Source organism: Flavobacterium gyeonganense (genome assembly GCF_029625295.1).
GTDB classification, from domain to species: Bacteria; Bacteroidota; Bacteroidia; order Flavobacteriales; family Flavobacteriaceae; genus Flavobacterium; species Flavobacterium gyeonganense.
In genome coordinates this window covers 1,538,471-1,564,423 of the sequence record NZ_CP121112.1, presented here as the reverse complement: position 1 = coordinate 1,564,423, position 25,953 = coordinate 1,538,471, and the positions used below count along the sequence as shown (strand labels likewise).

Sequence of the window (25,953 nt, the reverse complement as noted above, 5' to 3'; positions counted from 1 at the left end):
AAAGATTAGAAACTCCTTAAAAAAGGGATTTTGGAGAGGGTATGAAGGAAGGGAAAATCAATAATACATGGAAAAATCTTATAGAATTTCAAAAAAAGTTATTTTGTAAAAGCTAAGTTATGAGTTAGTTAAGAAAAAGTTTTAAAAAAGATGGAAAAAATATAAAGAAAAGGGTTGTAAATGTAAATAAAGGTGGTACTTTTGCACCCGCAACAACGAAGTCGTTCACTGAAATACTGACAGGTTAATAAGAATTAAAAGAGAAGAAATTTTCAAAAAAAAAGATTCAAAAAAGCTTGTGAGATTTGAAAATGCTTTTTACATTTGCACCCCGCAAAACAGGAAAAGTTCATTGAGAGATTGGGAGAAAAAAATGGAAAACGGAGACGAAAAAAAAGTTTCAATTTTTTTTAAATTTTTCTTGCAGGAAACAAAAAGAAGTTTTAGTTTTGCACCCGCTTTGAGAGACAAGCGGAAAGACAAAGAAATTACGTTCGTAGACATATTGAATTGACAGCCGTTTTAACAGAGATGTTAGAACAAAAGAATAAGAGTAATGGAATCGAGAGATTCGAAAAAGAACCGATAGATATTCGTCGCAATATAATATTTACAATATACGATGAAGAGTTTGATCCTGGCTCAGGATGAACGCTAGCGGCAGGCTTAACACATGCAAGTCGAGGGGTATCCCGCTTTCGGGCGGGAGAGACCGGCGCACGGGTGCGTAACGCGTATGCAATCTACCTTTTACAGGGGGATAGCCCAGAGAAATTTGGATTAATACCCCATAGTATAGTGAGTTGGCATCAACACACTATTAAAGTCACAACGGTAAAAGATGAGCATGCGTCCCATTAGCTAGATGGTAAGGTAACGGCTTACCATGGCTACGATGGGTAGGGGTCCTGAGAGGGAGATCCCCCACACTGGTACTGAGACACGGACCAGACTCCTACGGGAGGCAGCAGTGAGGAATATTGGACAATGGGCGCAAGCCTGATCCAGCCATGCCGCGTGCAGGATGACGGTCCTATGGATTGTAAACTGCTTTTATACGAGAAGAAACACTGATTCGTGAATCAGCTTGACGGTATCGTAAGAATAAGGATCGGCTAACTCCGTGCCAGCAGCCGCGGTAATACGGAGGATCCAAGCGTTATCCGGAATCATTGGGTTTAAAGGGTCCGTAGGCGGTTTAGTAAGTCAGTGGTGAAAGCCCATCGCTCAACGGTGGAACGGCCATTGATACTGCTGAACTTGAATTATTAGGAAGTAACTAGAATATGTAGTGTAGCGGTGAAATGCTTAGAGATTACATGGAATACCAATTGCGAAGGCAGGTTACTACTAATGGATTGACGCTGATGGACGAAAGCGTGGGTAGCGAACAGGATTAGATACCCTGGTAGTCCACGCCGTAAACGATGGATACTAGCTGTTGGGGGCAACTTCAGTGGCTAAGCGAAAGTGATAAGTATCCCACCTGGGGAGTACGAACGCAAGTTTGAAACTCAAAGGAATTGACGGGGGCCCGCACAAGCGGTGGAGCATGTGGTTTAATTCGATGATACGCGAGGAACCTTACCAAGGCTTAAATGCAGACTGACCGATTTGGAAACAGATCTTTCGCAAGACAGTTTACAAGGTGCTGCATGGTTGTCGTCAGCTCGTGCCGTGAGGTGTCAGGTTAAGTCCTATAACGAGCGCAACCCCTGTTGTTAGTTGCCAGCGAGTAGTGTCGGGAACTCTAACAAGACTGCCAGTGCAAACTGTGAGGAAGGTGGGGATGACGTCAAATCATCACGGCCCTTACGCCTTGGGCTACACACGTGCTACAATGGCCGGTACAGAGAGCAGCCACTGGGCGACCAGGAGCGAATCTATAAAGCCGGTCACAGTTCGGATCGGAGTCTGCAACTCGACTCCGTGAAGCTGGAATCGCTAGTAATCGGATATCAGCCATGATCCGGTGAATACGTTCCCGGGCCTTGTACACACCGCCCGTCAAGCCATGGAAGCTGGGGGTGCCTGAAGTCGGTGACCGCAAGGAGCTGCCTAGGGTAAAACTGGTAACTAGGGCTAAGTCGTAACAAGGTAGCCGTACCGGAAGGTGCGGCTGGAACACCTCCTTTCTAGAGCCTCATATGTTAGTGGAGACACACGTTGGGGATAAAAGATGATTATTTTGAAAGTTCTGAATCGTAAGGTTCAATTACTCTTGCTGTTAATTTAAAAAATAATGAAAATTAAGTAAAAACAGAGTCTCGTAGCTCAGCTGGTTAGAGTACTACACTGATAATGTAGGGGTCGGCAGTTCGAGTCTGCCCGGGACTACTATTTTAACTTAAAAAAGGAAATTTTAGAGGTTGAGTAACCGTTTTAAGTACTGTTAACTAAAAACTGTTAACTGACAACTAAAAAATGGGGGATTAGCTCAGCTGGCTAGAGCGCCTGCCTTGCACGCAGGAGGTCAACGGTTCGACTCCGTTATTCTCCACGAAATAATTGACAATTATCAATTGATAATTATTAATTGTTAAAGTTCATTGACATATTGAGATAAGAAAAATTTAAAAAGTAGAAAGCGTTTTTTGTTTTCTGTAGTAATACAAAAAAACAAAAGACAAAAAAAACGGTCATTCTTAAGTGAATGATTGGTACAATAAGCAAAATAAGGGCGTATGGGGGATGCCTAGGCTCTCAGAGGCGATGAAGGGCGTGATAAGCTGCGAAAAGCTGCGGGTATGGGCACACACCATTTGATCCGCAGATACCCGAATGGGGCAACCCACTATGTTGAAGACATAGTACACCGATAGGTGGGCAAACCCGCTGAACTGAAACATCTAAGTAGGCGGAGGAGAAGAAAACAAAAGTGATTCCGTAAGTAGTGGCGAGCGAACGCGGATTAGCCCAAACCAATTTTGTTACGGCATGATTGGGGTTGTAGGACCACGATATTTTATGTACACGGAACCGGAAGTTACTGGAAAGTGACGCCATAGAGGGTGATAGCCCCGTATGGGTAACAAGTATAATAGATAGTGGTATCCTGAGTAGGGCGGGGCACGTGAAACCCTGTCTGAATTTGGCGGGACCATCCGCTAAGGCTAAATACTCCTGAGAGACCGATAGTGAACCAGTACCGTGAGGGAAAGGTGAAAAGAACCGTGAATAACGGAGTGAAATAGATCCTGAAACCATACGCTTACAAGCGGTCGGAGCCCTTTTGTGGGGTGACGGCGTGCCTTTTGCATAATGAGCCTACGAGTTAACGTTGCTGGCAAGGTTAAGTGGTTAAGCCACGGATCCGTAGCGAAAGCGAGTCTGAATAGGGCGCTTTAGTCAGTAGTGTTAGACGCGAAACCGTGTGATCTACCCATGGGCAGGTTGAAGCTGTGGTAACACACAGTGGAGGACCGAACCGGTTGACGTTGAAAAGTCTTCGGATGACCTGTGGGTAGGGGTGAAAGGCCAATCAAACTCGGAAATAGCTCGTACTCCCCGAAATGCATTTAGGTGCAGCGCTGATAATAGTTATATAGAGGTAGAGCTACTGATTGGATGCGGGGGCTTCACCGCCTACCAATTCCTGACAAACTCCGAATGCTATATAATGTTTTACAGCAGTGAGGGCTTGGGTGCTAAGGTCCAAGTCCGAGAGGGAAAGAACCCAGACCATCAGCTAAGGTCCCCAAATATATGCTAAGTTGAAAGAACGAGGTTTGTCTGCCCAGACAGCTAGGATGTTGGCTTGGAAGCAGCCATTCATTTAAAGAGTGCGTAACAGCTCACTAGTCGAGCGGACGAGCATGGATAATAATCGGGCATAAGCATATTACCGAAGCTATGGATTTGCAGTTTACTGCAAGTGGTAGGGGAGCATTCCAGCAGGGTTGAAGGTGTATCGTAAGGTATGCTGGACTGGCTGGAAAAGAAAATGTAGGCATAAGTAACGATAATGCGGGCGAGAAACCCGCACACCGAAAAACTAAGGTTTCCACAGCTATGCTAATCAGCTGTGGGTTAGTCTGGTCCTAAGGCGAACCCGAAAGGGACAGTCGATGGCCAACGGGTTAATATTCCCGTACTACTAATTACTGTGATGGGGTGACGGAGTGATGAAAGCGCCGCGAACTGACGGAATAGTTCGTTAAAGTACCTAGCTATATTTCCTATAGGCAAATCCGTAGGGAATGGTGAAATACGATAGTACTCGGAGTCTTCGGACAAAGAGATAGTGCGCCTAAGGGCTTCCAAGAAAAACCTCTAAACTTCAGGTAATTAGTACCAGTACCGTAAACCGACACAGGTAGTTGAGGAGAGAATCCTAAGGTGCTCGAGAGATTCATGGCTAAGGAATTAGGCAAAATAGACCCGTAACTTCGGGAGAAGGGTCGCCAGCAGCAATGCTGGCCGCAGTGAAGAGGTCCAGGCGACTGTTTATCAAAAACACAGGGCTCTGCAAAATCGTAAGATGAAGTATAGGGCCTGACACCTGCCCGGTGCTGGAAGGTTAAGAGGAGATGTTATCTTCGGAGAAGCATTGAATTGAAGCCCCAGTAAACGGCGGCCGTAACTATAACGGTCCTAAGGTAGCGAAATTCCTTGTCGGGTAAGTTCCGACCTGCACGAATGGTGTAACGATCTGGACACTGTCTCAGCCATGAGCTCGGTGAAATTGTAGTAACGGTGAAGATGCCGTTTACCCGCAGTGGGACGAAAAGACCCTGTGCACCTTTACTATAGCTTAGTATTGACCTTGGATAAATGATGTGTAGGATAGGTTGGAGACTATGAAGTGGCGTCGCCAGGCGTTGTGGAGTCATTGTTGAAATACAACCCTTTGTTTATCTGAGGCCTAACCCCGTATTGCGGGGGACAGTGCTTGGTGGGTAGTTTGACTGGGGTGGTCGCCTCCAAAAGAGTAACGGAGGCTTCTAAAGGTTCCCTCAGTACGCTTGGTAACCGTGCGTAGAGTGCAATGGCATAAGGGAGCTTGACTGAGAGACATACAGGTCGATCAGGTACGAAAGTAGAGCATAGTGATCCGGTGGTTCCGCATGGAAGGGCCATCGCTCAAAGGATAAAAGGTACGCCGGGGATAACAGGCTGATCTCCCCCAAGAGCTCATATCGACGGGGGGGTTTGGCACCTCGATGTCGGCTCGTCACATCCTGGGGCTGGAGAAGGTCCCAAGGGTTGGGCTGTTCGCCCATTAAAGTGGCACGCGAGCTGGGTTCAGAACGTCGTGAGACAGTTCGGTCTCTATCTACTGTGGGCGTTAGAAATTTGAGTGGATCTGATTCTAGTACGAGAGGACCGAATTGGACTAACCTCTAGTGTATCTGTTGTCCCGCCAGGGGCACCGCAGAGTAGCTACGTTGGGAAGGGATAAGCGCTGAAAGCATATAAGCGCGAAACCCACCACAAGATGAGATTTCTTTTAAGGATCGTGGAAGATGACCACGTTGATAGGCTATAGATGTAAAGGCAGTAATGTCATAGTCGAGTAGTACTAATAATCCGTAAGCTTATGTACACCCTTTTCCCGAGCCGCAAGGCTCGGGGAGAAACTTTTCTAATACAAAAATACTTTTCTTTATCTCAGTATGTTAAGATATTGTTTTTAATTATCAGTTGTTAATTATCAATTGTCAATTAAAAAAGTTGCCAAAGCAACAAACGACCTTAAGGTGGTTATTGCGGCGGGGCTCACCTCTTCCCATTCCGAACAGAGAAGTTAAGCCCGCCTGCGCAGATGGTACTGCAGTTTTGTGGGAGAGTATGTCGTCGCCTTTCTTTTGAAAACCCTATTCTGAATAAGAATAGGGTTTTTTGTTTAAAATGAGGTACCTTAGCTCAGATGGTAGAGCAATGGACTGAAAATCCATGTGTCCCTGGTTCGATCCCTGGAGGTACCACAAAATGCTCGGATGGTGAAATTGGTAGACACGCTGGACTTAAAATCCAGTGGACAGCAATGTCCGTGCGGGTTCAAGTCCCGCTCTGAGTACAAAACCAAAAAAGCGCAATTACTATAATTAAGTAATTGCGCTTTTTTATTGGAGGAGATAACTGTTTTAAATATCAAAGTCTCTTGGTTATCCAGATCACGCGTTAGGGATGAAAGCGGCATTCTTTTGCTTTTTCAATTTAAAAGCAAAAGGTAAAACGTGCAGCACGTAGGGAAAAGTCATAATTATGAATACGGGAGAGCAAACTATATATCTAATGATTTTGATATATGGTAAAAAAGCGAATCTATAAATGATCCGTTTTTCTAATAGTTTTTTAATATTTTTAGATTCCTAAACGAAAGTCTTTAACACTTTTCTGTTCTAAGCTAATATCTTCAAAATAACTTTTTGTGCCTTTATCAACCGGGCATTGTACACTGATTCCTGTCCAGATTTCTGCTGGATAATTGTTTTTGTATAAACGAACCATTTGCCAATTTTTATTGTCAAGGGAATAATAACTCGCTACCGTTTCTGTATCTGATGAAATTTTCATGTAAACAGTTTTGACCTCAACAACATCATGATTGTTGTCGTCAGAAGTTCCTATTGTACGAACCGTGACAATTCTGTGATTACCGCGTTCATCCTGCTCAAAGCAAAATTTTTGATAAAAACGGTCGTTTACATATAGGTATAATACACCGGCATTGTACAACCCGGTTTTAGTGAATTCCGGGCTTATTTTTGCTGTTAAGGTAAAGGGTTTTGTGTTATCAACTTTAGATAAAAGAATAGGTGCCGAATTATTTGATAGTTTATTATTTGGATCTGAGAAATAATCTTTTTTCTCTCCCACATTAAATAGTATGTTTTCTTTATTATCCACTTTTGCTAGCGTATCAGCTCCATTAATTGATTTTGTAAAATGAATTTGGCTTAGTTTGATATCGCATGGAACTCCACCGACAATCGCTGAGTCTTTTGGTTTTGTTGCAGTATTTTTCGCTGTTTTATTTTCTTTAGAAATATTGTTACAACCTGTAAATAAAATAATTTGAAAAAGACTGCAGAAGATAATGGATTTAGATTTCATAAATGTTTTTGTTAAAAGTATAAATAGTTTAACTTAGTTTTTCAAATTTACATTTTGCTTCTAATAACGACAATACGTAAAATTAACCAATTTTATTTGAACAACTATGACAGACATATCCATTGAAGATCAGTTAACTTCTACTTTATTAAAACAAACTTTTTTGGATGAGGAAGCATTAGATGTAGAAGATTATAAAAAAATGGCTGCAGCTTATGTTTCTATAGAGCAATGCGTAGCTGTACTTTCGGATTTTCAGGCTGACTGTAGTTATATTTATGCAGGTAATTTTGGTAAATTACTCGGATTCTCAAATGATTTGTTTATCGATTCTGCTTTTGAAGACTGCATATTTGATAAGTTAAATTCGGAGGATGTAATCGAGCGTCATGCCTTAGAACTTTATTTTTTTCAATATCTTAAAAATCTTCCTGAGGAAGAATATAGAAATTACAGTACTTATAGTCGTCTGCGTTCTTCTGATGATAAAAACAAGCATTATATTAATCACCGAACCATGTATCTTAAAAGATCACCCAATGGAAGTGTTTTATTTGCATTGTGCCTGTATGCACCATCTACTAATTCGGAATTCCGAAATGGGATTGATGCTAAAATTGTAAACATTAAAACAGGAGAAACTATATCATCTGAAAAGTATAAGCCTTATACAGAAAGTCTCCTTTCTAAAAGAGAATTAGAAATACTGACTCACGTGGCAAAGGGAAGCAATAGTGATCAGATTGCAGAATTGTTAAATATTTCGGTTTATACGGTTCGTCGCCACAGGCAGAATATAATTCAAAAATTGCAGGTTGCGAATACAACCGAAGCATTAAAAACAGCTTTTGTTATGGGACTAATAAATATATAAATTTAAAAACCTTTAAGTATATATTGCTTAAAGGTTTTTATATTTTGTTCTTAGTTAAATGCTTTTTCAAAATTTGAATCGGCATTCTTGGTTTTTTTGGAAGGTAAAACAGAATCACATTTGTCTTTTTCAATTACCGGATTCCAATCACCTTCAAGATTACTTGCAGTTGTTGTGCTGGCTGCAAATATTTTTTCTTTGGTATATTCAGACGCTTCGGTTTTATTTAATTGTTTCGACCATGAAATACGATTATCTGAATTTGATCCCGGACCATAACAATCATATTCTGCATAGAAAGAAGTTTTCCAGTTGTCATAGGCTTTATTTTCCGGATCTTTAGACCAGATTGACCAGCCTTCAGGTATTATAATAGATTCTTCATACGAATGGATAAAAACTGTATTTGCACCGGCTCCCCACGGTCTTCCAAGTGACACTTTTGAAATGGCTGCTTTAGGATATTTCATGATGACACAATCTTTGAATACAAAACCATATTTACTTTTTCCCGCTTCATGATTACCGGCAGTGATGTATGAATCTTTTCTGCATTGGATAAAACAATTTTCAAACAAAGCTATTCCTGCGCCAAAAATAAAGTCTGTTGTGCCATCAATTATACAATCTTTGATATAGGATCTTTTGTTAGCTTTAAGGTAAAATGTATCCTGAAAACCGCTCATTTTGCAGTTATGAAAAATAACCCTGTCGCCATTTACCATTAAAGCTACTGCCTGGCCGCCTTTTTTATATTGAGGTAATTCACTGCTAATCGTATTTTCAAAAGTGATGTTTTCTGCGAAAAAATCATCCGCTTCAATCAATACACTAAAAGACTTGCTGGTTCCTCCTGCAATTTCAGCATAATCATCAAAAGTGAGAATGGTAGTTTTGTATGATTCACCTATAAGTTTTACTTTTTTGTTTTTAGTTAATTTTAGTTTTTCTTTATAAGTGCCGGGCTTTATAAAAATGATTGTCTGCTTAGTATTATTATCAGGTACAGCATTAAAAGCATCCTGAACTTTAGTGTAATTACCGCTTCCATCAGCAGCTACCACAATATCATAAACAGTTTTGTTTTTTTGAGCGTGTAAAGCTGCACTGAAACTAATAAGTAAGAAATAAAAAGTAAGTAAAGTTTTTTTCATGTTAGATTCTGAATGATAAAGTTTTAAAATAAAATTTCCAAGGAATAAATTGTTTACACCTTGGAAATTTATAAAAAGAATTGAAATATAACTAAGAAATAGTGTTTTTTACTTTATGGCCAAATACTCCGAAATAAAGAATGATTACAAAACAGACCAAAGGAATAATATATCCAGCCTGAATATCATCATGTTTCATATCGATTAATGTTCCCATACCATAAGGCAGAATAGCTCCGCCAACAATTGACATTACCAACCAGGATGAACCAGTTTCTGTATTGGATTTTAAACCTACCAATCCTAAAGAGAAAATAGTTGGAAACATAATTGACATAAAAAATCCAATTCCGCCAAGAGCATAAATAACTACAATTCCCGATCCGTAAATAGCTACTAAACAAAGTAAAATACTGGCGACACAATATATAGAAAGTAGAACATAATCTTTAACAAACTTCAAAAAGAAAGTTCCAATAAAACGTCCTGCCATAAACAGAAAACCATAAACTCCAAGATAATATCCGGCTGTCTTTTCATCTAATCCAGCTCCTTGCTGTGCAATTCGAATGAAGAAACTCGTAATACAAACCTGGGCGCCAACATAAAAAAACTGTGCTACAACAGCCCAACTCAAATGAGAGAATTTCAAAACAGAGAAAAATCCCGGTTTTACTTCCACTTCAGAATGTTGTGGTTTCATTGAAGGTAAATGCATGAAATAAAATAAGATAGCAACCAATACCAATACACTTCCTAAAATGATATAAGGTAATTTCACAGCCGAAGCTTCCCCTAATAGATAAGCAGCTTTTGTTGCTTCCGGCATAGCTGCCATTTGTTCTGGAGTGTGATTTGTTCCTGAAAGAATAAACAGTGAACCAACAATTGGGGCAACCATAGCTGCTAATCCGTTAAAAGAAGCAGCTAAATTTAATCTTTTGGAAGATGATTCAGCAGGCCCTAATATAGCAGCATACGGATTGGCGCTGGTTTCCAGAATGGTTAGTCCACAACCAATAACAAACAAGGCTAAAAGGAAAAGTTCGTAGGTTCTTGTATTTGCAGCAGGTACAAAAAGAAATGCTCCACAGGCAAAAACTAATAATCCTATTATGATGCTATTTTTATAGCCAAATCTTTTAATCAGCATTCCGGCGGGAATTGCCATAATAAAATAAGCAAAAAATACGGAGGTATCAATCAATGTAGATTGACTGTTATTTAATTCACAAGCTTTTTTTAAGTGTGGAATCAAAATAGAATCCAGATTGTGCGCCATTCCCCAAAGGAAAAATAAGCTGGTAATTAAAATGAAAGGCAAAAGATACTGATTTCCTTTTCCGCCTTCTGTAGGCACTTCGTGTTGGTCGCCTGTTTGGTTGGTTACTTGCATAGTTAGATTTTTATTTTAGGATTATTTCTTTTTTACTAATAAAAGGTGGTCACACACCAAAACCACTTCACCTCGCTGGTTGATGATTTCTACGTGCTCGGTCACCGTTCCCATATCCGGCTTTTTGGCTTCTCCTTTTTCTGAAATGGTAATTTCTGAATGAATGGTGTCACCAATATGAACCGGTTTCACAAAACGCATTCTGTCATATCCTTTAGAAAAAGCTTCCGGGTTTATTTCGGATGCAGTTAAACCGATACCAATACTAAAAACCATTGTCCCGTGGGCAATTCGCTGTCCGAAAGGCTGGGTTTTGCACCATTCTTCATCCATGTGATGCGGAAAAAAATCGCCGGTATGTCCTGCATGAACTACAAAATCAGTTTCTGTAATAGTTCTGCCTAATGTAACTCTTTTATCATTAAGTTGATAGTCTTCGAAAAATGTGGATTTGAAATACATAGTTTTTTTGTTTTTCACCATATAAGTTATATAAGTTCATTTAATTATTTTGCGTGAAACAAAAAGAACTTATTTAAATTTATGGTCTAATTTTTACTTCTTATATGAATTATTTTTTTCTACTCAAACTGAGTTAAATGAACTTATATAACTTATATGGTAAAAAAATTACAAGTCATTTAGTGGAATTGCTCCTTTTTGATTACTGATATAGCAGGCTTCGACAACTTTCATAGTGTCGAGAACATCCTGAACACTTGCTAATAATTTAGCATCAGACCCTTCTTTAAAACGCATTAGGTTTGACATGGTACCAATGAAGGCTTCCGGGAACCAGGAACCTTCCAGATTGATTTTTTCCCATTCGTAGTTCCCATCCTTTTCTAAAGCAACTTCAAATTCGTCCGGCATACCGTCAGGGTAATTCATCAATAAACCCATTTTGGCTTTGATTGCTCCTTTTGTTCCTTCCCATTTGATGTAGCTTTCTTCGTGTTTTGGACCAAAATGATGGTCGTGATTGGTATTGATAACCACACGCATCGAATTGCCATAATCCAAAATAATCGAAGAACGGCAAGATGATAATTTCTTTAAAGGATGATTGGTTGTTTTTGCATAGACTCCTTTTGGATTTCCCATAAAGGAACGAATGCAGTCAATATAATGCACACTGTGAAAAAGAATTTCCAATCTTGGATGTTCCTTAATCAGCGGAAACAATTCCCAAGGTGTATTTACCGTAACTTTAAATTCTAAATCATACAAATCGCCAATAATTCCCTGATTAATCATGTATCGTGCTGCACTGACAAAAGAGGCAAAACGCAACTGAAAATTAATCGCTGCTACTAATTTTTTTCTTTCGCAAACAGCTACAATTTCTTTGGCCTGCGCCAAATCATTTCCCATTGGCTTCTGAATCAAAACTGCAGCACCATCTGGCAATTGTTCTAATATTTCGATGTATTGATCAGGTAATACCGTAATATCATAAACAGCATTCGAAGGAGCATTTTTTACAGCATCGGCTACGTTTTCAAAAACATTCGGAATGCCAAATTCTTCAGCCATTGCGTGTGCTTTTGCTACCGTTCTGTTTGTAATTCCAAAAACGGAAAAGCCAGCCATTTTATAAGCAGGCAAATGAGCATCTTTTACAATGCCACTTGCACCAATAATAATAATCGGCTGCGTTGTTTCGGGCAATAAAGGTTTATATGGAATATTCATATTTATTCTATTTTTTGAATATTATTATGTGTTTCTTCTAATAATTGTGCTGAAGGAATGTCGCTGTTGATTGCTTTTAAAATCATATGATCAATAAACTCACACACTTTTGGCCAAATTGGTGTTTGTGGAAGGGTAAATGCATTTTCATGTAGCATTTCCAGTTTATGATAAAATGGTATTAAAGCATTAATTTCTTCATCTTTCCAAGTCGACTTTCTACAACCAATACCGCCTTCTTTTGTTAATAATTTGTCACTTTCAGAAGTTGTTGCAAAACGTAAAAAATCGTAAGCCAGTTTTTTATGTTTACTTCCTGAGCCAATAGTATACAACCAGTACACATTCAAAGAAGCCGTTTTATGATTCGGATCGGAAGGGAGTGAAGTGATATCAATTTTTCCCTTTACTTTCGATTCCTCAATCACTTGTGCCATCGAAGCAAATCCGAACCAGTTAATAGCCATTGCAGCTTCCTCTTTGGCGAAAGCCAAACCCGCCTGAACCGAATCAAATTCTTTTGATTTTGGATGAACAGCAGTTGGATCGTTCACCATTTTTCTGTAAAAATCCAATGCTTCAATTGCAGCTTTACTGAGAACGCTGATTTGATTTTTGTGATTGATTAATGATCCGCCACGTGTCCATAATTGCAGGCAGAAATCAAAAACCATGTTGTGTCCGTCTGGATAATTGGCAAAAATGCAACCGTAAAGATTTTCTTCCGGCCGATTAAAGAAAGAAGCAATTTCTACGAACTCTTTCCATGTTTTTGGTGTGGAAAGTTCGTAACCATACTGCTTTTTAAAAGTTTCCTGCTCGTTTTGGTCTTCGAATAAATCCTTTCTGTAAATCAGACATTCCGGGCCATCATGAAACGGAAGTCCATAAGTGCCGTTATCCAGTTGCTGCAATTTTAAAAGCGATTTATGCCAGCCGTAAGGATAATTTTCCGGTGGATTTGCTGCTATAAAAGAATACAAATCCAAAACCGCTTTTTCGTGTACAGCATCATAAATCCAATCGGTATTGAGGTGTGCAATATCCCATTTACCTTCTTTCAAACCTTTTTTCGTAATAGTGGTTTCATACAAATCATGAAGCTCCAGCGGTACCATTTCTGCTTCAATTTGAATATTGTTTTGAAGGCAGAATAAATCCCACAGCTTTTGAAGTGTACTTTCAAAAGGATCAAATTTCCGGACAGCAATTCTTATTTTCTCCATTACAATTCTATAAATTCCTTAATAATTTGCTCGTTGTCCTGTCCTAATTTTGGAGAACCTTTACCTGATGTAAAAATTTCTCCGTCAATTCTAATAGGACATCGGGTTGTTTTATAAGTGTAGCTGTCCAGCATTTCAACTCGCTGTACGAAATTCAGAACCTGAAAACCCTCTTCTGCAAAAAGCTGTTTATAGTTCAGGACTTTGGCACACCAAATATCAGCGGGCTCCAAAATATCCAGCCAGTGTTGCGTTTCCTGAGTTTGCAAATGAGAAGCCAGAATGTTTTTGATTTCATCCCTCAATTCAAATTTATTTTCAGGAAATTGCAATAATTCATCACATTTTAAAAGCGAAGCCAAAACTGGAATTGATCCCATCGCCAAAGCCAGATAGCCATTTTCGGTTTTGTAAATTCCGTAAGGTGCGCCTAAATAAGCGTGTGCATTATTGGATTTTGTTCGGAGAGGCAATTCACCACCGTCGTTAAAATAAGTTGTAATGGTTTCAAACTGAAAATCAAAAGCCGATTCCAGCATACTTACCTGAACTTTTGCCCCAATACTATGGGTTGCTTTTCTGTATAAAGCAGCTAAAATTCCTTGTGCCAGATGTGCTCCCGCCAACATATCCACAATTGATAATCCCATTGGTACGGGTCCATCCTCCTGATTTCCACTTAACCAGGTTAAGGCTGTCAGCGATTGCAGTAATAAATCCTGTCCGGGTAAATCTTTTAGTTTGGATTTTGTACCGTAGCCTGAAATTTCTGCATAAATGATATTGGGATTGATTTCTTTCACTTCATCATAACTCAAACCTACTCGTTCCATTACGCCGGGTCTGAAATTGTGCATGACAACATCGGCTTTGGTCAATAATTTTTTTAATTTTTCGAGTTCTTCCGGTTGTTTGAAATCTATAGCGAATGATTCTTTGTTTCTGTTGATGGTATGAAAAACGGAAGATTCGCCGTTCATAATTAAATCAGAAGTATATAAGGTTCTGCAGATATCTCCGGTTCCCGGTTTCTCAATTTTTATAACACGCGCACCTAAATCGGCCAATCGCAAACTTGCTGAAGGGCCAGAAAGAAACTGGCTAAAATCTACTATTAAATAATTTTCTAATGGTTTCATCCTGCTAGTTTAAAAATTGTTCGTGTATTGTTACATTATCTTCGCCCACTTTAGGCGCTGCTTTGGTACTGGTTAAAATTTTACCATCCAGTTGAATTGGGCTTCTGGTCGTAACCAATGTTTCTCCTGCTGAATTTTGTACCGTTTGTTTCAATTGAAGTTCATTAACAAAGGACTGGTTGTCCAATTCCTGGTAATTAAGTACTTTGCCACACCAGATTCCTTGTTTCTGCAATAAATTCGACCAATAATCTGCTGTTTGAGTATTCAGCTTTTCCGCTAAAATTGCTCTGATTTCATCTCTTTCAGAAAACCATTTGTGTTTATCAGTATATTTTTGGAAATCGATTTCCAAAACACTTCCAATAAAAAGTAAATCGCCCATTGCCAGAGAAATGTAACCGTCCTGAGTTTGATAAACACCATAAGGTGCACTGAGAAAAGCATGAGCGCTTCCTTTAACATCACTTCTTTGTGGCTGTTGTCCACCATCATTTAAGTAAGAAGTAATGGCTTCGAACTGAACATCTAAAACCGATTCCAGTAAACTAACTTCGACCAAAACACCTTTTCCGGTTTTGGCTCTTTTCAATAACGCAGCTAAAATTCCCTGAACGAAATGATTTCCGCATATTAAATCGGCTACAGCCAGACCAAACGGAACTGGTCCCTGACTTTTTCGACCGCTTAACCAGCTTAATCCGGAAAGTGATTGAAGCAATAAATCCTGTCCCGGTTTATTTGCCCAGGGGCCTTTATCTCCGTAACCGGTTATAGTTCCGTAAATTATTTTGGGATTAATATTTAAAGTTGTTTTAAAATCCAGTCCGATTTTTTCCATAACACCCGGACGGAAATTATGGGTCATAATATCTGCCTTGGCAATTAGTTTTTTTACCAAAATCAAATCATCAGTATTTTTAAGATCAGCTGCAAAGGATTCTTTATTTCTATTTATTGTATGAAATAACAAACTGCTATCATCAACAAAAAGATCTTTGATACTCAACTGACGGCAAGCCTCACCTTTTACAGGACGCTCGATTTTTACAACCCTTGCTCCTAAATCAGCCAGTTTTAATCCAGCAGAAGGTCCTGCCAAAAACTGGCAAAACTCTAAAACAACTAATCCTTCTAATGGTTTCATGTTTTTATAAGTTTAAAGATTTTACGTAAAGTGCATCCATTACTTGTAAAACTTGTTCTTCGTTACCGGCATTCATTAAATAATCACGAACGACATCGCCTGCATGATCCTGAAAATACATGTGTCCGGAGTATCTTGGTCTTAAAAATGCTCTTTCTAAAGCCGGTAATGTATTTTTAAAATAATCATGTGTTATACCATTGATGCGGTCATTTTTCCAAGCTTGTAAATGTCCAGGCTGTCCGCCATTATCTGAAAAAATATTTTGCTGTACCTGTGATGATCCTGTAAATTCAGCATATTTAATAGCTTCAGTAATATGCTGGCTAAAGGATGAAACTGCTAATCCGGTTCCGCCTAAAGAGCTGATCATTGGTTTATCATTCAATTTAACTAAGTCATAAAAGTGAAGCAGATTTTTGCTGTAACCACTTCTCGAATAATTAGAATAGCCGTACGCAAAAGGGCAGTAAGCAATTTCATCAGTATTGACCATAGCTTCATATACCTGAATCGGATTGCGATTGAAATTTGCCGGATCCATTAATTGAGCCAGTTCGCGATGCATCTGCAAAGCTTTTTTTCCTGTTTCCACAGAAATTACTTTTTCCTGAGACTGAAAAGGAGCTTCACCTAAACTGCAGCAAAAAGAGTAAAAAGTCATAAGCGAATCTACCGGAATTCCTGCAAAGGCAACTAATCCCTTTTTGGCTAATGCCAATAAATCGTCATAGGTCTGTGGGACTTTTAATTCCTGTTTTTCTAAAATATCTAACCTTGCTGCTGCTACCGGAGTTGCTGCATCTATTGGTAATGCCCATAATTTGTTGTGAAAAACGTAACTGCCGTATGACTTCCCAACGGTATTGATTTCCTGATCTTTTATATATTCTGCAGAAAGATGATCTGATAAAGGCAAAATTGTTTTGGTATAGGCACCAAATCCTGTCCAGGGATGGTCAATAACAAGCAGGTCAAATCTTTTGGCTAAGTCTTCAATAGAAGCATCTGCAAATTCCTGTAAACTTCTTTTCTCCCAACTTATTTCTATATCAGGATTCAACTCTGTAAAACGTTGAGCTGTGGCAACCATTGGCAATAATCCTCTGGTGTGGTTCCACGTAATCCCTTTTAGTTTTTTCATTTTGATAGTATAAATATAATAAATGTAATTTTCACATTTACAAATATAGAAATTAGATTCAATTGCTAAGATTATATGATTTATTTTTTCTCAAATAGTCCAGGCTTTTTTTATATTTTGTACAAATTACACATAAAATGTGATATTGTTTTTAATTATATCTATTTTTAAGCACTGATCCTTAAAATAAGTGTCGGGTATTCATATTAAGTTTTATATTTGTAAATGTGAAAATCACATTTATTTTTACATCAATTTCACATAAATACAATTTTTAAAGTAGCGATATGCTTAAAATTTCTTTTCTTTCCAAAATGATTGTCTTACTGATTTTTGTAACGGCAATTTCAAATGCTCAAAATACAATTTCCACTAAGCTGAAATGGTCAGAAAGAATGGCATTAACCTTAATGCAGCGTTACCCGAAAGCCTATATGCTTGATGATGCTCCTGTAGCACACATCAGTTATGTTCATGGTTTGGTTACTTATGCTTTTCAGGAATTAGGCAAGAAAAAAAATGATGAAAAATACGCGGCTTACGCTAAACAATATGCTGATGAATTGATAGATGCCGATGGAAATATTAAGACTTATAAGTATGAGTCTTTTAATATTGATAACATACCTACAGGACGAATTTTGTTCGACATTTATGAGCAAACTAAAGACAAAAGATATTTAGTTGCGATGCAGACTTTGCGTAAACAATTAGAAGAACAGCCTCGTACCCCAAGTGGTGGTTTTTGGCACAAAAAAATATATCCCAACCAAATGTGGCTGGATGGCTTGTATATGGGAGAACCATTTTATGCAGAATATACCGTTACGTTCGAAAATGGAGCTAAGTTAGATGATGTTGCTCATGAATTTGAATTGATTCAGCAAAAGGCAACAGATGCAAAGACAGGATTGTTATATCATGCCTGGGATGAGAGTAAACAAATGCCATGGGCAAACAAAGAAACTGGTGTTTCACCTAATTTTTGGTCCCGCTCAATGGGATGGTATGTGATGGGATTGGTAGATGTTCTGGATTATTTTCCTAAAGATCATCCAAAACGAAATGAACTGATTTTGTATTTGAATAACATTTCTAACGCATTAGTGAAATTTCAGGATCCGTCAGGATTATGGTATCAGGTTACTGATATGGGAACAAGAGAAGGTAATTATTTAGAAACTTCTGGTACGGCTATGTTTGCTTATGCTTTTGCGAAGGGAGCAAAAAAAGGATATCTGCCTAAAAAATTCAAAAAAATTGCTGAAAAGGCCTTTGATGGTATTACTTCAAAATTTGTTAAAGTATATCCAAACGGAGAAATTGAAATTACGAATGCCTGTGCTGTTGCTGGTTTAGGAGGAAATCCATATCGTGATGGTTCATATGAATATTATATTAATGAAAAAAGAAAAGATAATGATCCTAAAGTAACCGGACCTTTTATTCTGGCTGCTTTAGAACTAAATAAATAATACTATAATTTAAAAATATGTTTTCATTACAAAATAAAAAAGCCGTCATAACCGGCGGAGGAAGTGGAATAGGAAGGGCTATTGCAACTTTGTTTGCGAAACAAGGAGCAGAAATTCACATCATTGATTTAACTATTGAAAGTGCTCAGGATGCAGTTGCTGATATTGAGCAATTGGGTGGAAAAGTATTTTCATATGCGTGCAATGTAGTAAATCAGAAAGAGGTAGTCGATACATTTGAAAAAATTGGAAATATCCATATTTTGATTAATAATGCCGGTATTGCACATGTGGGAAAAGTAGACACAACTTTGGAAATCGATTTCCAAAGAGTGATGGATGTAAATGTAAAAGGCGTTTACAACTGTTTGTATGCAGCAATTCCGCAATTCAGATTATCAAAAGGAGGTGTTGTTTTGAACATGGCTTCTATAGCATCATGGGTCGGTATTCAGGATCGTTTCGCTTATTCAACTGCTAAAGGAGCTGTAATGGCAATGACTTTATCAGTGGCGAGAGATTACATAGATGAAGGGATTCGCTGTAATTCGATTTCACCGGCAAGGGTGCATACACCTTTTGTAGACGGATTTATCAATAAAAATTATCCGGGCAAAGAAGCTGAAATTTTTGAAAAACTGTCTAAGTCGCAACCAATCGGACGTATGGGACAACCGGACGAAATTGCTGCCTTAGCCCTTTACTTATGCAGTGATGAAGCAGGATTTATTACGGGAAGTGATTATCCTATCGATGGAGGATTTATAAAATTAAATAACTAATTAAAAATATAAAAAATGAAATTAATACGTTTTGGAGCAGCCGGACAAGAAAAACCGGGAGTTATTATTGGAGAAAAAAGATATGATGTTTCTTCCATTGTAACGGATTTTAACGAAGCTTTTTTCGAAGATAATGGGTTGGAAAAATTAAAAAAAGCATTAGAAAGTAATCCAACATTACCGGAAGTGAGTGCAGATGTTCGTTTGGGATCTCCGGTTGCGAGACCTTCAAAAATAATCTGTATCGGATTAAATTATGTAGATCACTGTCATGAAACAGGTGCTCCAATTCCAACAGAACCAATTATCTTTTTTAAATCAACGACTTCTTTATGCGGTCCGAATGATGATTTGGTTATCCCAAAAAACAGTGAAAAAACAGACTGGGAAATCGAATTGGCATTTGTAGTGGGTAAAAAAGCGAGTTATGTAGAAGAAGCAGAAGCTTTGGATTATGTTGCAGGATACGCTTTATTGAATGATTACAGTGAAAGAGCATTTCAAATCGAAATGGGCGGACAATGGGCAAAAGGAAAAGGTTGTGATACTTTCGCACCTCTTGGACCGTTTTTGGCTACGCAGGACGAAATTGCCGATGTGAATAATTTACCAATGTGGTTAACAGTTAACGGAAAGAAATTCCAAAACAGTAATACTTCTAATCTGGTTTTCAAAATTCCATTTTTAGTGCATTACCTAAGTCAGTTTATGACTTTGCTTCCTGGCGATATCATTAGTACAGGAACACCTCCGGGAGTTGGATTAGGAATTAAGCCGGATCCAATCTATATCAAACCGGGTGACGTTATCGAATTGGGTATGGACGGTTTGGGTTCAAGTAAACAAGTAGCTAAAGCTTATTCTAAATAAAATGAAATATATTGTTTGCGAAAAACCGCAGGAGTTTCTAATCAAAGAAAAACCAATGCCGGAACCAAAAGAGGGAGAAGTACTTTTGAAAATTAGAAGAATAGGAGTTTGCGGAACCGATATTCACGCTTTTGGAGGAACACAGCCTTATTTTGAATACCCAAGAATTTTAGGCCATGAACTGGCTGCTGAATATATAAAAGGAAATGCCAAAGGTTTCGAGCCGGGCGATAAAGTAACGTTTATTCCTTATTTCAGCTGCGGAACATGTGTTGCCTGTCGAAATGGTCTGACTAATTGTTGTGCCAATATCAAAGTCTTCGGCGTGCATATTGACGGCGGAATGGCCGAGTATGTTACGATTCCGGAGCAGTATTTATTGCACGGACAAGGTTTGGATTATGACGAACTGGCTTTGGTTGAACCATTAGCAATTGCAGCACACGGAGTAAGAAGAGCGGCTGTAAAAGCAACCGATACCGTTTTGGTAATGGGTGCAGGGCCCATTGGATTAGGATTGATTCAGTTTGCGAAAATTGCGGGAGCCAAAGTGATTGTGATGGATATCAACGAATACCGTCTTAACTTTTGCAAAGAAGCACTTCAGGCTGATGAAACTATCAATCCTTTGCATGATGATGTAGCTGCAAAATTGGCTGAACTGACCAATGGAGATATGGCAAATGTTGTCATTGATGCTACCGGAAATCAAAAGGTGATGAACAGTGCTTTCAATTATATTTCGCATGGTGGAAGATTTGTTTTAGTCGGACTTCAAAAAGGAGAATTGAGTTTCAGTCATCCGGATTTCCATAAAAGAGAATCTACTTTGATGAGTAGCAGAAACGCGACCATCGAAGATTTTGAATATGTAATGAAATGTCTGAAAGAAGGTAAAATCGATCCAAAAAAATACATTACACACAGAGCTGATTTTGAGGATATGATCAGTGAATTTGGAAAATGGATTGATCCGAAAAACAATACTATCAAAGCAATTATAGAATTAAATTAATTCTGAAAAATATAATATTATGGATTTACATTTAAAAGGTAAAATTGTAGTCGTTTCAGGATCGGCTGGAAAAGAAGGAAGTATTGGTGAGACCATCATCAATCGATTAGCGGATGAAGGTGCTATTCCGGTTTTGGTTGACAGAAACAGCAGAGGCTTTGGTTATGCGGAAGCTTTTCAGAAAAAAGGAATCGATTCTTTGTTTATACAAACGGATGTGACTGATCCTGTCCAGATGGAAAAAGCAGTTGCTGAGATTGCGAAAAAATACGGCAGAATTGATGCTGTCATCAATAATGTTGGAGTTAATGATGGTGCAGGCTTAGATGCCAGTTATGAAGAATTCATGGATTCTTTAAAACTGAATGTGGTGAGTTACTTTTTAATGGTGAAATATGCACTTCCGTATCTAAAAGAATCAAAAGGAAATGTTTTAAATATTGGTTCAAAAGTAGCTCTTACAGGGCAGGGCGGAACTTCAGGTTACGCTGCTGCAAAAGGCGGCGTTCTTGGACTGACCAGAGAATGGGCAGTAGATTTGATTCAGTTCGGAATCCGATCGAATGCTATTATTATTGCAGAAAGTTATACTCCGGCTTATGAGGACTGGATCAAAACATTACCGGATGGCGAAACAGTTTTGAAAAAAATCAATAAAAGTATTCCGTTTGAAAGCAGAATGACCAAAACAGAAGAAATTGCAGACACTGCGTTATTTATAATTTCAGATCGTTCTTCTCACACTACAGGACAATTTGTTTTTGTTGATGGAGGTTATGTACACTTAGATCGTGCTTTAATCAGTGATGTAAATTAATTGTTATGAACCGAATTGACTCCCATCAGCATTTTTGGATATTTGATCCGGTTAGGGATAGCTGGATTTATGATTCTATGAAAAAGATCCAAAGGAATTTTTTACCCGAAGATTTGTTGCCATTGCTTTCAGAAAATCAATTTTCCGGATGCGTGGCGGTTCAGGCAAGTCAGTCTGAAGAAGAAACCATTTTTTTACTGGATCTCGCTTCAAAAAATGATTTCATAAAAGGAGTTGTGGGCTGGGTTGATTTAAGAGCTGAAAATATTTCAGAGCGATTGAGTCATTTTTCTCAATTTGAAAAGCTAAAAGGTTTCAGACATGTTGTGCAGGGAGAACCGGATGATTTTATGTTCGGAAAGGAATTCCGTAACGGAATCGTAGCCTTAAAAGAGTTTGACTTTACCTACGATATTTTGATTTTTCATCGTCAATTGCCGGCAGCAATTGATTTGGTAAAAACTTTTCCGAAACAGGCTTTTGTTATTGATCATATTGCAAAACCGGATATAAAATCGGGTGAGATTGCGTCATGGAAAAAAGGAATTGAGGAGATTTCAAAATTCGAAAATGTAAAATGCAAAATCTCCGGAATGGTGACGGAAGCCGATTGGAACAATTGGAAACCATCCGATTTAAAACCGTATCTGGATGTGATTTTTGAAAACTTCTCTTCGGATAAATTAATGTTCGGTTCCGACTGGCCGGTTTGTAATGTAGCTTCTGATTATACTAATTTAGTCAAAACCATAGAGAATTATCTGGCTGGTTTCTCAGTTGAGAATGAAAATAAGTTTTGGTTTGAAAATGCAAAATCATTCTATAAACTGAATGATTAGAAGAATAGTAGTGAAAGTAAAAAAGCGTGAAATATTTAAATTCACGCTTTTTTTATGTTTTTATTTTTTTAAAACATCTGTTTCAGGAGTCCATTTTTTCTGCCATTCGGGATACTTTTTCAATACTTTTTCAGGATTGTAGGTATACCAGGCATAACCTGTTCGGCGTTCGCGGCTTACTTCTGCTAATGAATACAAGTATACACTGTCCCTGTCACAAAACAAAGGTTTTCCTGTTCCTAATTCGTAATAACGGGTCCAGATTGGTGGTGCTGTAGGGTCGTTTACCACACGTCGGTCATCTTTAATTTTTTTGAATTTTGAATCCATCTCCGGAGCTTCAAAAGTTTCTACTCTGGTATTGTATATTTTAGAATCCTCAAACCACTTAACGGCACTTTGTACCGCTCTTATAACCTGTTCACTCGGATTTTCAATTTTCATTAAAAATAAGACAATATCAACACTTTCTGCATTACTGACACTTGGCGGTTCAAATTTTCTCGCCCATACCGGAAGTAAAGTTACCTCGTCATGCTGCTGGCACCAGGCACTAAGTTTTCCATGGTCAGAAATTTGTGTTTTTAAAATACAGTCAATTCCTTTTTCATAAGCTGTATTTACTTTGCTTTTTGTTTCAGCATCTATAAAACTAAAATTAGGATCGTTCTGTACTATTTTATCCAGCAAATTCATAATCCCCATATAGGCACCGTCATTAAAAGTAATATGACGGCTATATCCTTTTTCCAGTGGATAATATTGAGGCCATCCACCATTAGGATATTGGGCTTCCAAAATAAAATCGATACCTTTCAGACAGGCTGTTTTGTATTTTTCTATTTTAGTCAGTGTATAAACCTGCGCCAGATAATAGACATGAGTATAAGTGGTGCCGTTGTCAAAAGTGGTATGCAAAACTGACCTTGAACCTACAATATCATTTATCTGTTCAGTTGTCAAAATAGCACGCATGTCATAATTTTTTGGCCATCCGCCATTATCTCTCTGAAAATAGATGATGTTATCCGCAATTTTGGTGTATTCGGATTCTTCATATTTCGGCTGATTCGGAATCGGATTTACAATATTGTTTTTATCAGCAATACCATACCAGTGATTCATACTGTCGCTAAATGGTTTTGTACTGATTACAGTCGTCTTTTTGTCTTTTTCAGATTGAGCGCCTGAATAAAGAAACGAAAAAGAGGTGAGTAGGATGCCAAATAATAAACTCTTATTTCTGGACAGACTTTGTGATGTTTTCATAGTAATTTGATGAACTTCAGTTGTGTTTAGTTTGAACTTAGACACAACTGAAGGATAATGGTTTAATTAACTATAGTTTTACCGCAGATTTTGGAACAGTTTCTCCAATCACCGTTTTTTTGGCAAAATCTGAATTCGCTGAAGGAACAAATTCTACGTTCTGAGTCTCTTCGCCATTTATAGTAATGGCTTTAGATGAAGTAGAATTGAATTCAATATCCTTAAACGACATGTTTTTACCGTTGTAAATATCAATTACATTTGGTTTTTCAATATCTAGTTTTGCATTGTGAATTTTAATTCCGTTAGCATCAACAATAGTAAATCCATTTTCTGCTTTTGCAATCAGATTAGAAATTTCAATATTTTCCAGGTTCATTTCAGGAAGTCCTTGTAAAAATACAGCTTGTTGCGCCCCTTTGATTGTTATATTTTTTATCGAAATATTTTTGAACTGAGGCGTTTTTTCATCTACAGGAATTTTTTGATTGACAATTTTCGCACCACCTTCTTCCAAAGTTTCAGCAATGGATTTTCCTCCATAATAAAGATTGAATGAAATCGCCTGAGAGGGAATATCGGTCATGAAAATGTCAGAAATAAAAATATTTTCTACAACCCCACCTCGTCCACGGTTACTTTTAAAACGCAGCCCCACATCAGTACCCATAAAAGTGCAATTCGAAACGTGCATGTTTTTTACGCCTCCGGACATTTCACTTCCTACCGTAACACCACCATGACCATGATACACAATATTGTTTTTTATGATGATGTTTTCACAGGGAACACCTCTGTCACGACCGTCTTTATCCTTTCCTGATTTGATACAGATAGCATCATCTCCCACATCAAAACTTGAATTTTCAACGATTACATTTTTGCAGGATTCTACGTCAAGACCATCTCCGTTTTGTGAAAACCAAGGATTACGAACCGTTATATTTCGAACTATCAAATCTTCAATCATTAAAGGATGAATATTCCATGCCGGGGAATTTTGAAATACAGGTCCGTCAAATAATACTCTTTTACTGTTTTGAATACTCACCAATACCGGACGAAGGAAATCATGAATTTTTTCAAAATCTTCTTTAGTTTTTAAATCCAGACGTACATTCTGATCTGCTCCTACAGAAGCTTTCATGAAAGTTTCAGATGGGTACCAGCTCGTTTTACTTTCGTTAAGGACACCGCCTGATTCGACAAATTTCTTCCATTGGCTTTCTGTTAATTTTGCTTTTTTGACTTGTCTCCAAACTTCGCCTGAACCATCCCATACACCATTTCCTGTAAAGGCAACATCTTCAAGATTTTTCCCGTAAAGTGGAGAAATACAACGCCAGGTGTTCAAACCTTCAAAGCTGGTTTCAATTATTGGGTATAAACTCTTGTCCGGTGAAAATTTGATTAAAGCACCGGTTTGTGCATGCAATTCTATTTTACTTTTTAGAATGATTGGACCTGTTAACCAGATTCCAGGAGGAATGATTAATTTTCCACCTCCTTTTTTTGAAAGTGCATTAATGGCATCTTCAAAAGCTTTTGTGTTTAAAACATATCCTCCGTTTACAGCGCCAAAGTCTTTAAGATTTACAATGTTCTTCGGAATTTTTGGTTCATTGACTTTTGCCATTTTAAATTCAATGTTGTCGTAAGTACCATTGGATTTAGACTTTTGGGCTACTGCTTTTCCTGCATAGCTAATGGTCACAACAGCCAATAGCATACGGAAAAATTGTGTTAGATTAGTTTTCATTCTTATTGAATTAGTTAAAGTTTAGATTTTGATATCAAAATAATATGATATATTTATCTTGATAATACTTTTTTTACAAATTGCAAAATAAGTTTCATAAAAAAACGAAAATACAATAATGTAATCGATTACACAAATTTATAAAAAATATTAACAATATATTTAATTTAATACTGATTATAAAGTATTCTTATTCGTAACTAAGGTGAATTACAGATATTGTTTAATATGCAAAATACTATAGGATATATTTTAAGCTATACAGGAGTGTGCAGGATACTTATATTTTTATG

18 protein-coding genes, 4 tRNA genes and 3 rRNA genes are annotated in these 25,953 nt (G+C 37.9%); 14 read left to right on the top strand and 11 right to left on the bottom strand.

Going from position 1 to position 25,953, the window contains the following annotated elements:
- The first annotated feature begins 619 nt into the window (after window positions 1–619).
- The 7 genes from P5P89_RS06775 to P5P89_RS06745 all read left to right on the top strand — a co-directional run bounded on the left by P5P89_RS06775 (window position 620) and on the right by P5P89_RS06745 (window position 6,019).
- Window positions 620–2,135: ribosomal RNA gene (locus P5P89_RS06775) — 16S ribosomal RNA — on the top strand.
- A gap of 128 nt (window positions 2,136–2,263) precedes the next feature.
- Window positions 2,264–2,337: transfer RNA gene (locus P5P89_RS06770), tRNA-Ile, on the top strand.
- Window positions 2,338–2,426: 89 nt separating this feature from the next.
- Window positions 2,427–2,500: transfer RNA gene (locus P5P89_RS06765), tRNA-Ala, on the top strand.
- A gap of 163 nt (window positions 2,501–2,663) precedes the next feature.
- Window positions 2,664–5,545, top strand: a 23S ribosomal RNA gene (locus P5P89_RS06760).
- 150 nt (window positions 5,546–5,695) lie between these two features.
- Window positions 5,696–5,805, top strand: a 5S ribosomal RNA gene (rrf, locus tag P5P89_RS06755).
- Together the 16S, 23S and 5S rRNA genes with 4 tRNA genes alongside form the textbook arrangement of a ribosomal RNA operon.
- A 49-nt stretch (window positions 5,806–5,854) precedes the next feature.
- A tRNA-Phe gene (locus P5P89_RS06750) sits at window positions 5,855–5,927 on the top strand.
- 6 nt (window positions 5,928–5,933) lie between these two features.
- Window positions 5,934–6,019 (top strand) — tRNA-Leu (locus tag P5P89_RS06745).
- 287 nt (window positions 6,020–6,306) lie between these two features.
- Here P5P89_RS06745 and P5P89_RS06740 read toward each other — a convergent pair.
- Window positions 6,307–7,059, bottom strand: coding sequence for a DUF1349 domain-containing protein (locus P5P89_RS06740; protein WP_278011274.1), 753 nt, complete (start codon window positions 7,057–7,059; stop codon window positions 6,307–6,309).
- A gap of 106 nt (window positions 7,060–7,165) precedes the next feature.
- Between P5P89_RS06740 and P5P89_RS06735 the strand changes: the two genes are divergently transcribed.
- Window positions 7,166–7,933: a response regulator transcription factor gene (locus tag P5P89_RS06735; protein ID WP_278011273.1), complete on the top strand. Its 768-nt coding sequence runs from the start codon at window positions 7,166–7,168 to the stop codon at window positions 7,931–7,933.
- Window positions 7,934–7,983: 50 nt separating this feature from the next.
- Here P5P89_RS06735 and P5P89_RS06730 read toward each other — a convergent pair whose 3' ends face one another.
- The 8 genes from P5P89_RS06730 to P5P89_RS06695 all read right to left on the bottom strand — a co-directional run bounded on the left by P5P89_RS06730 (window position 7,984) and on the right by P5P89_RS06695 (window position 16,834).
- Window positions 7,984–9,087, bottom strand: coding sequence for a pectinesterase family protein (locus tag P5P89_RS06730; RefSeq protein WP_278011272.1), 1,104 nt, complete (start codon window positions 9,085–9,087; stop codon window positions 7,984–7,986).
- 91 nt (window positions 9,088–9,178) lie between these two features.
- Window positions 9,179–10,483: an L-fucose:H+ symporter permease gene (gene fucP / locus P5P89_RS06725; protein WP_278011271.1), complete on the bottom strand. Its 1,305-nt coding sequence runs from the start codon at window positions 10,481–10,483 to the stop codon at window positions 9,179–9,181.
- Window positions 10,484–10,504: 21 nt separating this feature from the next.
- A complete protein-coding gene (locus P5P89_RS06720) occupies window positions 10,505–10,945 on the bottom strand; it encodes a MaoC/PaaZ C-terminal domain-containing protein (RefSeq protein ID WP_007809657.1) in 441 nt (146 codons plus the stop codon).
- 168 nt (window positions 10,946–11,113) lie between these two features.
- Window positions 11,114–12,178: a Gfo/Idh/MocA family protein gene (locus tag P5P89_RS06715; RefSeq protein ID WP_278011270.1), complete on the bottom strand. Its 1,065-nt coding sequence runs from the start codon at window positions 12,176–12,178 to the stop codon at window positions 11,114–11,116.
- A gap of 2 nt (window positions 12,179–12,180) precedes the next feature.
- On the bottom strand, window positions 12,181–13,404 hold the full coding sequence (locus P5P89_RS06710) for an extracellular solute-binding protein (RefSeq protein WP_278011269.1): 1,224 nt from the start codon (window positions 13,402–13,404) through the stop codon (window positions 12,181–12,183).
- Window positions 13,404–14,543 carry a CaiB/BaiF CoA transferase family protein gene (locus P5P89_RS06705; protein ID WP_278011268.1) on the bottom strand — a complete coding sequence of 380 codons (1,140 nt, stop codon included), beginning with the start codon at window positions 14,541–14,543 and terminating at the stop codon, window positions 13,404–13,406. Before P5P89_RS06705 ends, P5P89_RS06710 begins: the two co-directional genes overlap by 1 nt.
- 4 nt (window positions 14,544–14,547) lie before the next feature.
- A complete protein-coding gene (locus tag P5P89_RS06700) occupies window positions 14,548–15,690 on the bottom strand; it encodes a CaiB/BaiF CoA transferase family protein (RefSeq protein WP_278011267.1) in 1,143 nt (380 codons plus the stop codon).
- A gap of 4 nt (window positions 15,691–15,694) precedes the next feature.
- Window positions 15,695–16,834 carry an ABC transporter substrate-binding protein gene (locus tag P5P89_RS06695; RefSeq protein WP_278011266.1) on the bottom strand — a complete coding sequence of 380 codons (1,140 nt, stop codon included), beginning with the start codon at window positions 16,832–16,834 and terminating at the stop codon, window positions 15,695–15,697.
- 287 nt (window positions 16,835–17,121) lie between these two features.
- Between P5P89_RS06695 and P5P89_RS06690 the strand changes: the two genes are divergently transcribed.
- The 6 genes from P5P89_RS06690 to P5P89_RS06665 are packed head-to-tail and all read left to right on the top strand — an operon-like array spanning window position 17,122 to window position 22,632.
- Entirely contained in the window at window positions 17,122–18,309 is a 1,188-nt protein-coding gene (locus P5P89_RS06690) for a glycoside hydrolase family 88/105 protein (RefSeq protein WP_278011265.1), read from the top strand.
- Window positions 18,310–18,326: 17 nt separating this feature from the next.
- Complete coding sequence (locus tag P5P89_RS06685; RefSeq protein WP_278011264.1) at window positions 18,327–19,091, top strand: SDR family NAD(P)-dependent oxidoreductase; 765 nt, start codon at window positions 18,327–18,329, stop codon at window positions 19,089–19,091.
- Between the two features lie 15 nt (window positions 19,092–19,106).
- Window positions 19,107–19,961 (top strand): fumarylacetoacetate hydrolase family protein, encoded by an 855-nt coding sequence (locus P5P89_RS06680; RefSeq protein WP_278011263.1) that lies wholly within the window; start codon window positions 19,107–19,109, stop codon window positions 19,959–19,961.
- 1 nt (window position 19,962) lies between these two features.
- Entirely contained in the window at window positions 19,963–20,976 is a 1,014-nt protein-coding gene (locus P5P89_RS06675) for a zinc-binding alcohol dehydrogenase family protein (protein ID WP_278011262.1), read from the top strand.
- A gap of 19 nt (window positions 20,977–20,995) precedes the next feature.
- Complete coding sequence (locus tag P5P89_RS06670) at window positions 20,996–21,793, top strand: SDR family oxidoreductase (RefSeq protein WP_278011261.1); 798 nt, start codon at window positions 20,996–20,998, stop codon at window positions 21,791–21,793.
- Window positions 21,794–21,798: 5 nt separating this feature from the next.
- On the top strand, window positions 21,799–22,632 hold the full coding sequence (locus tag P5P89_RS06665; protein WP_278011260.1) for an amidohydrolase family protein: 834 nt from the start codon (window positions 21,799–21,801) through the stop codon (window positions 22,630–22,632).
- A 60-nt stretch (window positions 22,633–22,692) separates the two neighbouring features.
- On the opposite strand, the gene pelA is transcribed toward P5P89_RS06665, so the two are convergent.
- The gene (pelA, locus tag P5P89_RS06660; RefSeq protein ID WP_278011259.1) at window positions 22,693–23,901 is read right to left on the bottom strand and encodes a pectate lyase; all 1,209 of its coding nucleotides are present in this window, start codon (window positions 23,899–23,901) and stop codon (window positions 22,693–22,695) included.
- A 70-nt stretch (window positions 23,902–23,971) separates the two neighbouring features.
- Window positions 23,972–25,660, bottom strand: a complete 1,689-nt coding sequence (locus P5P89_RS06655; protein ID WP_278011258.1) for a glycoside hydrolase family 28 protein — start codon at window positions 25,658–25,660, stop codon at window positions 23,972–23,974.
- Window positions 25,661–25,953: the final 293 nt, after the last annotated feature.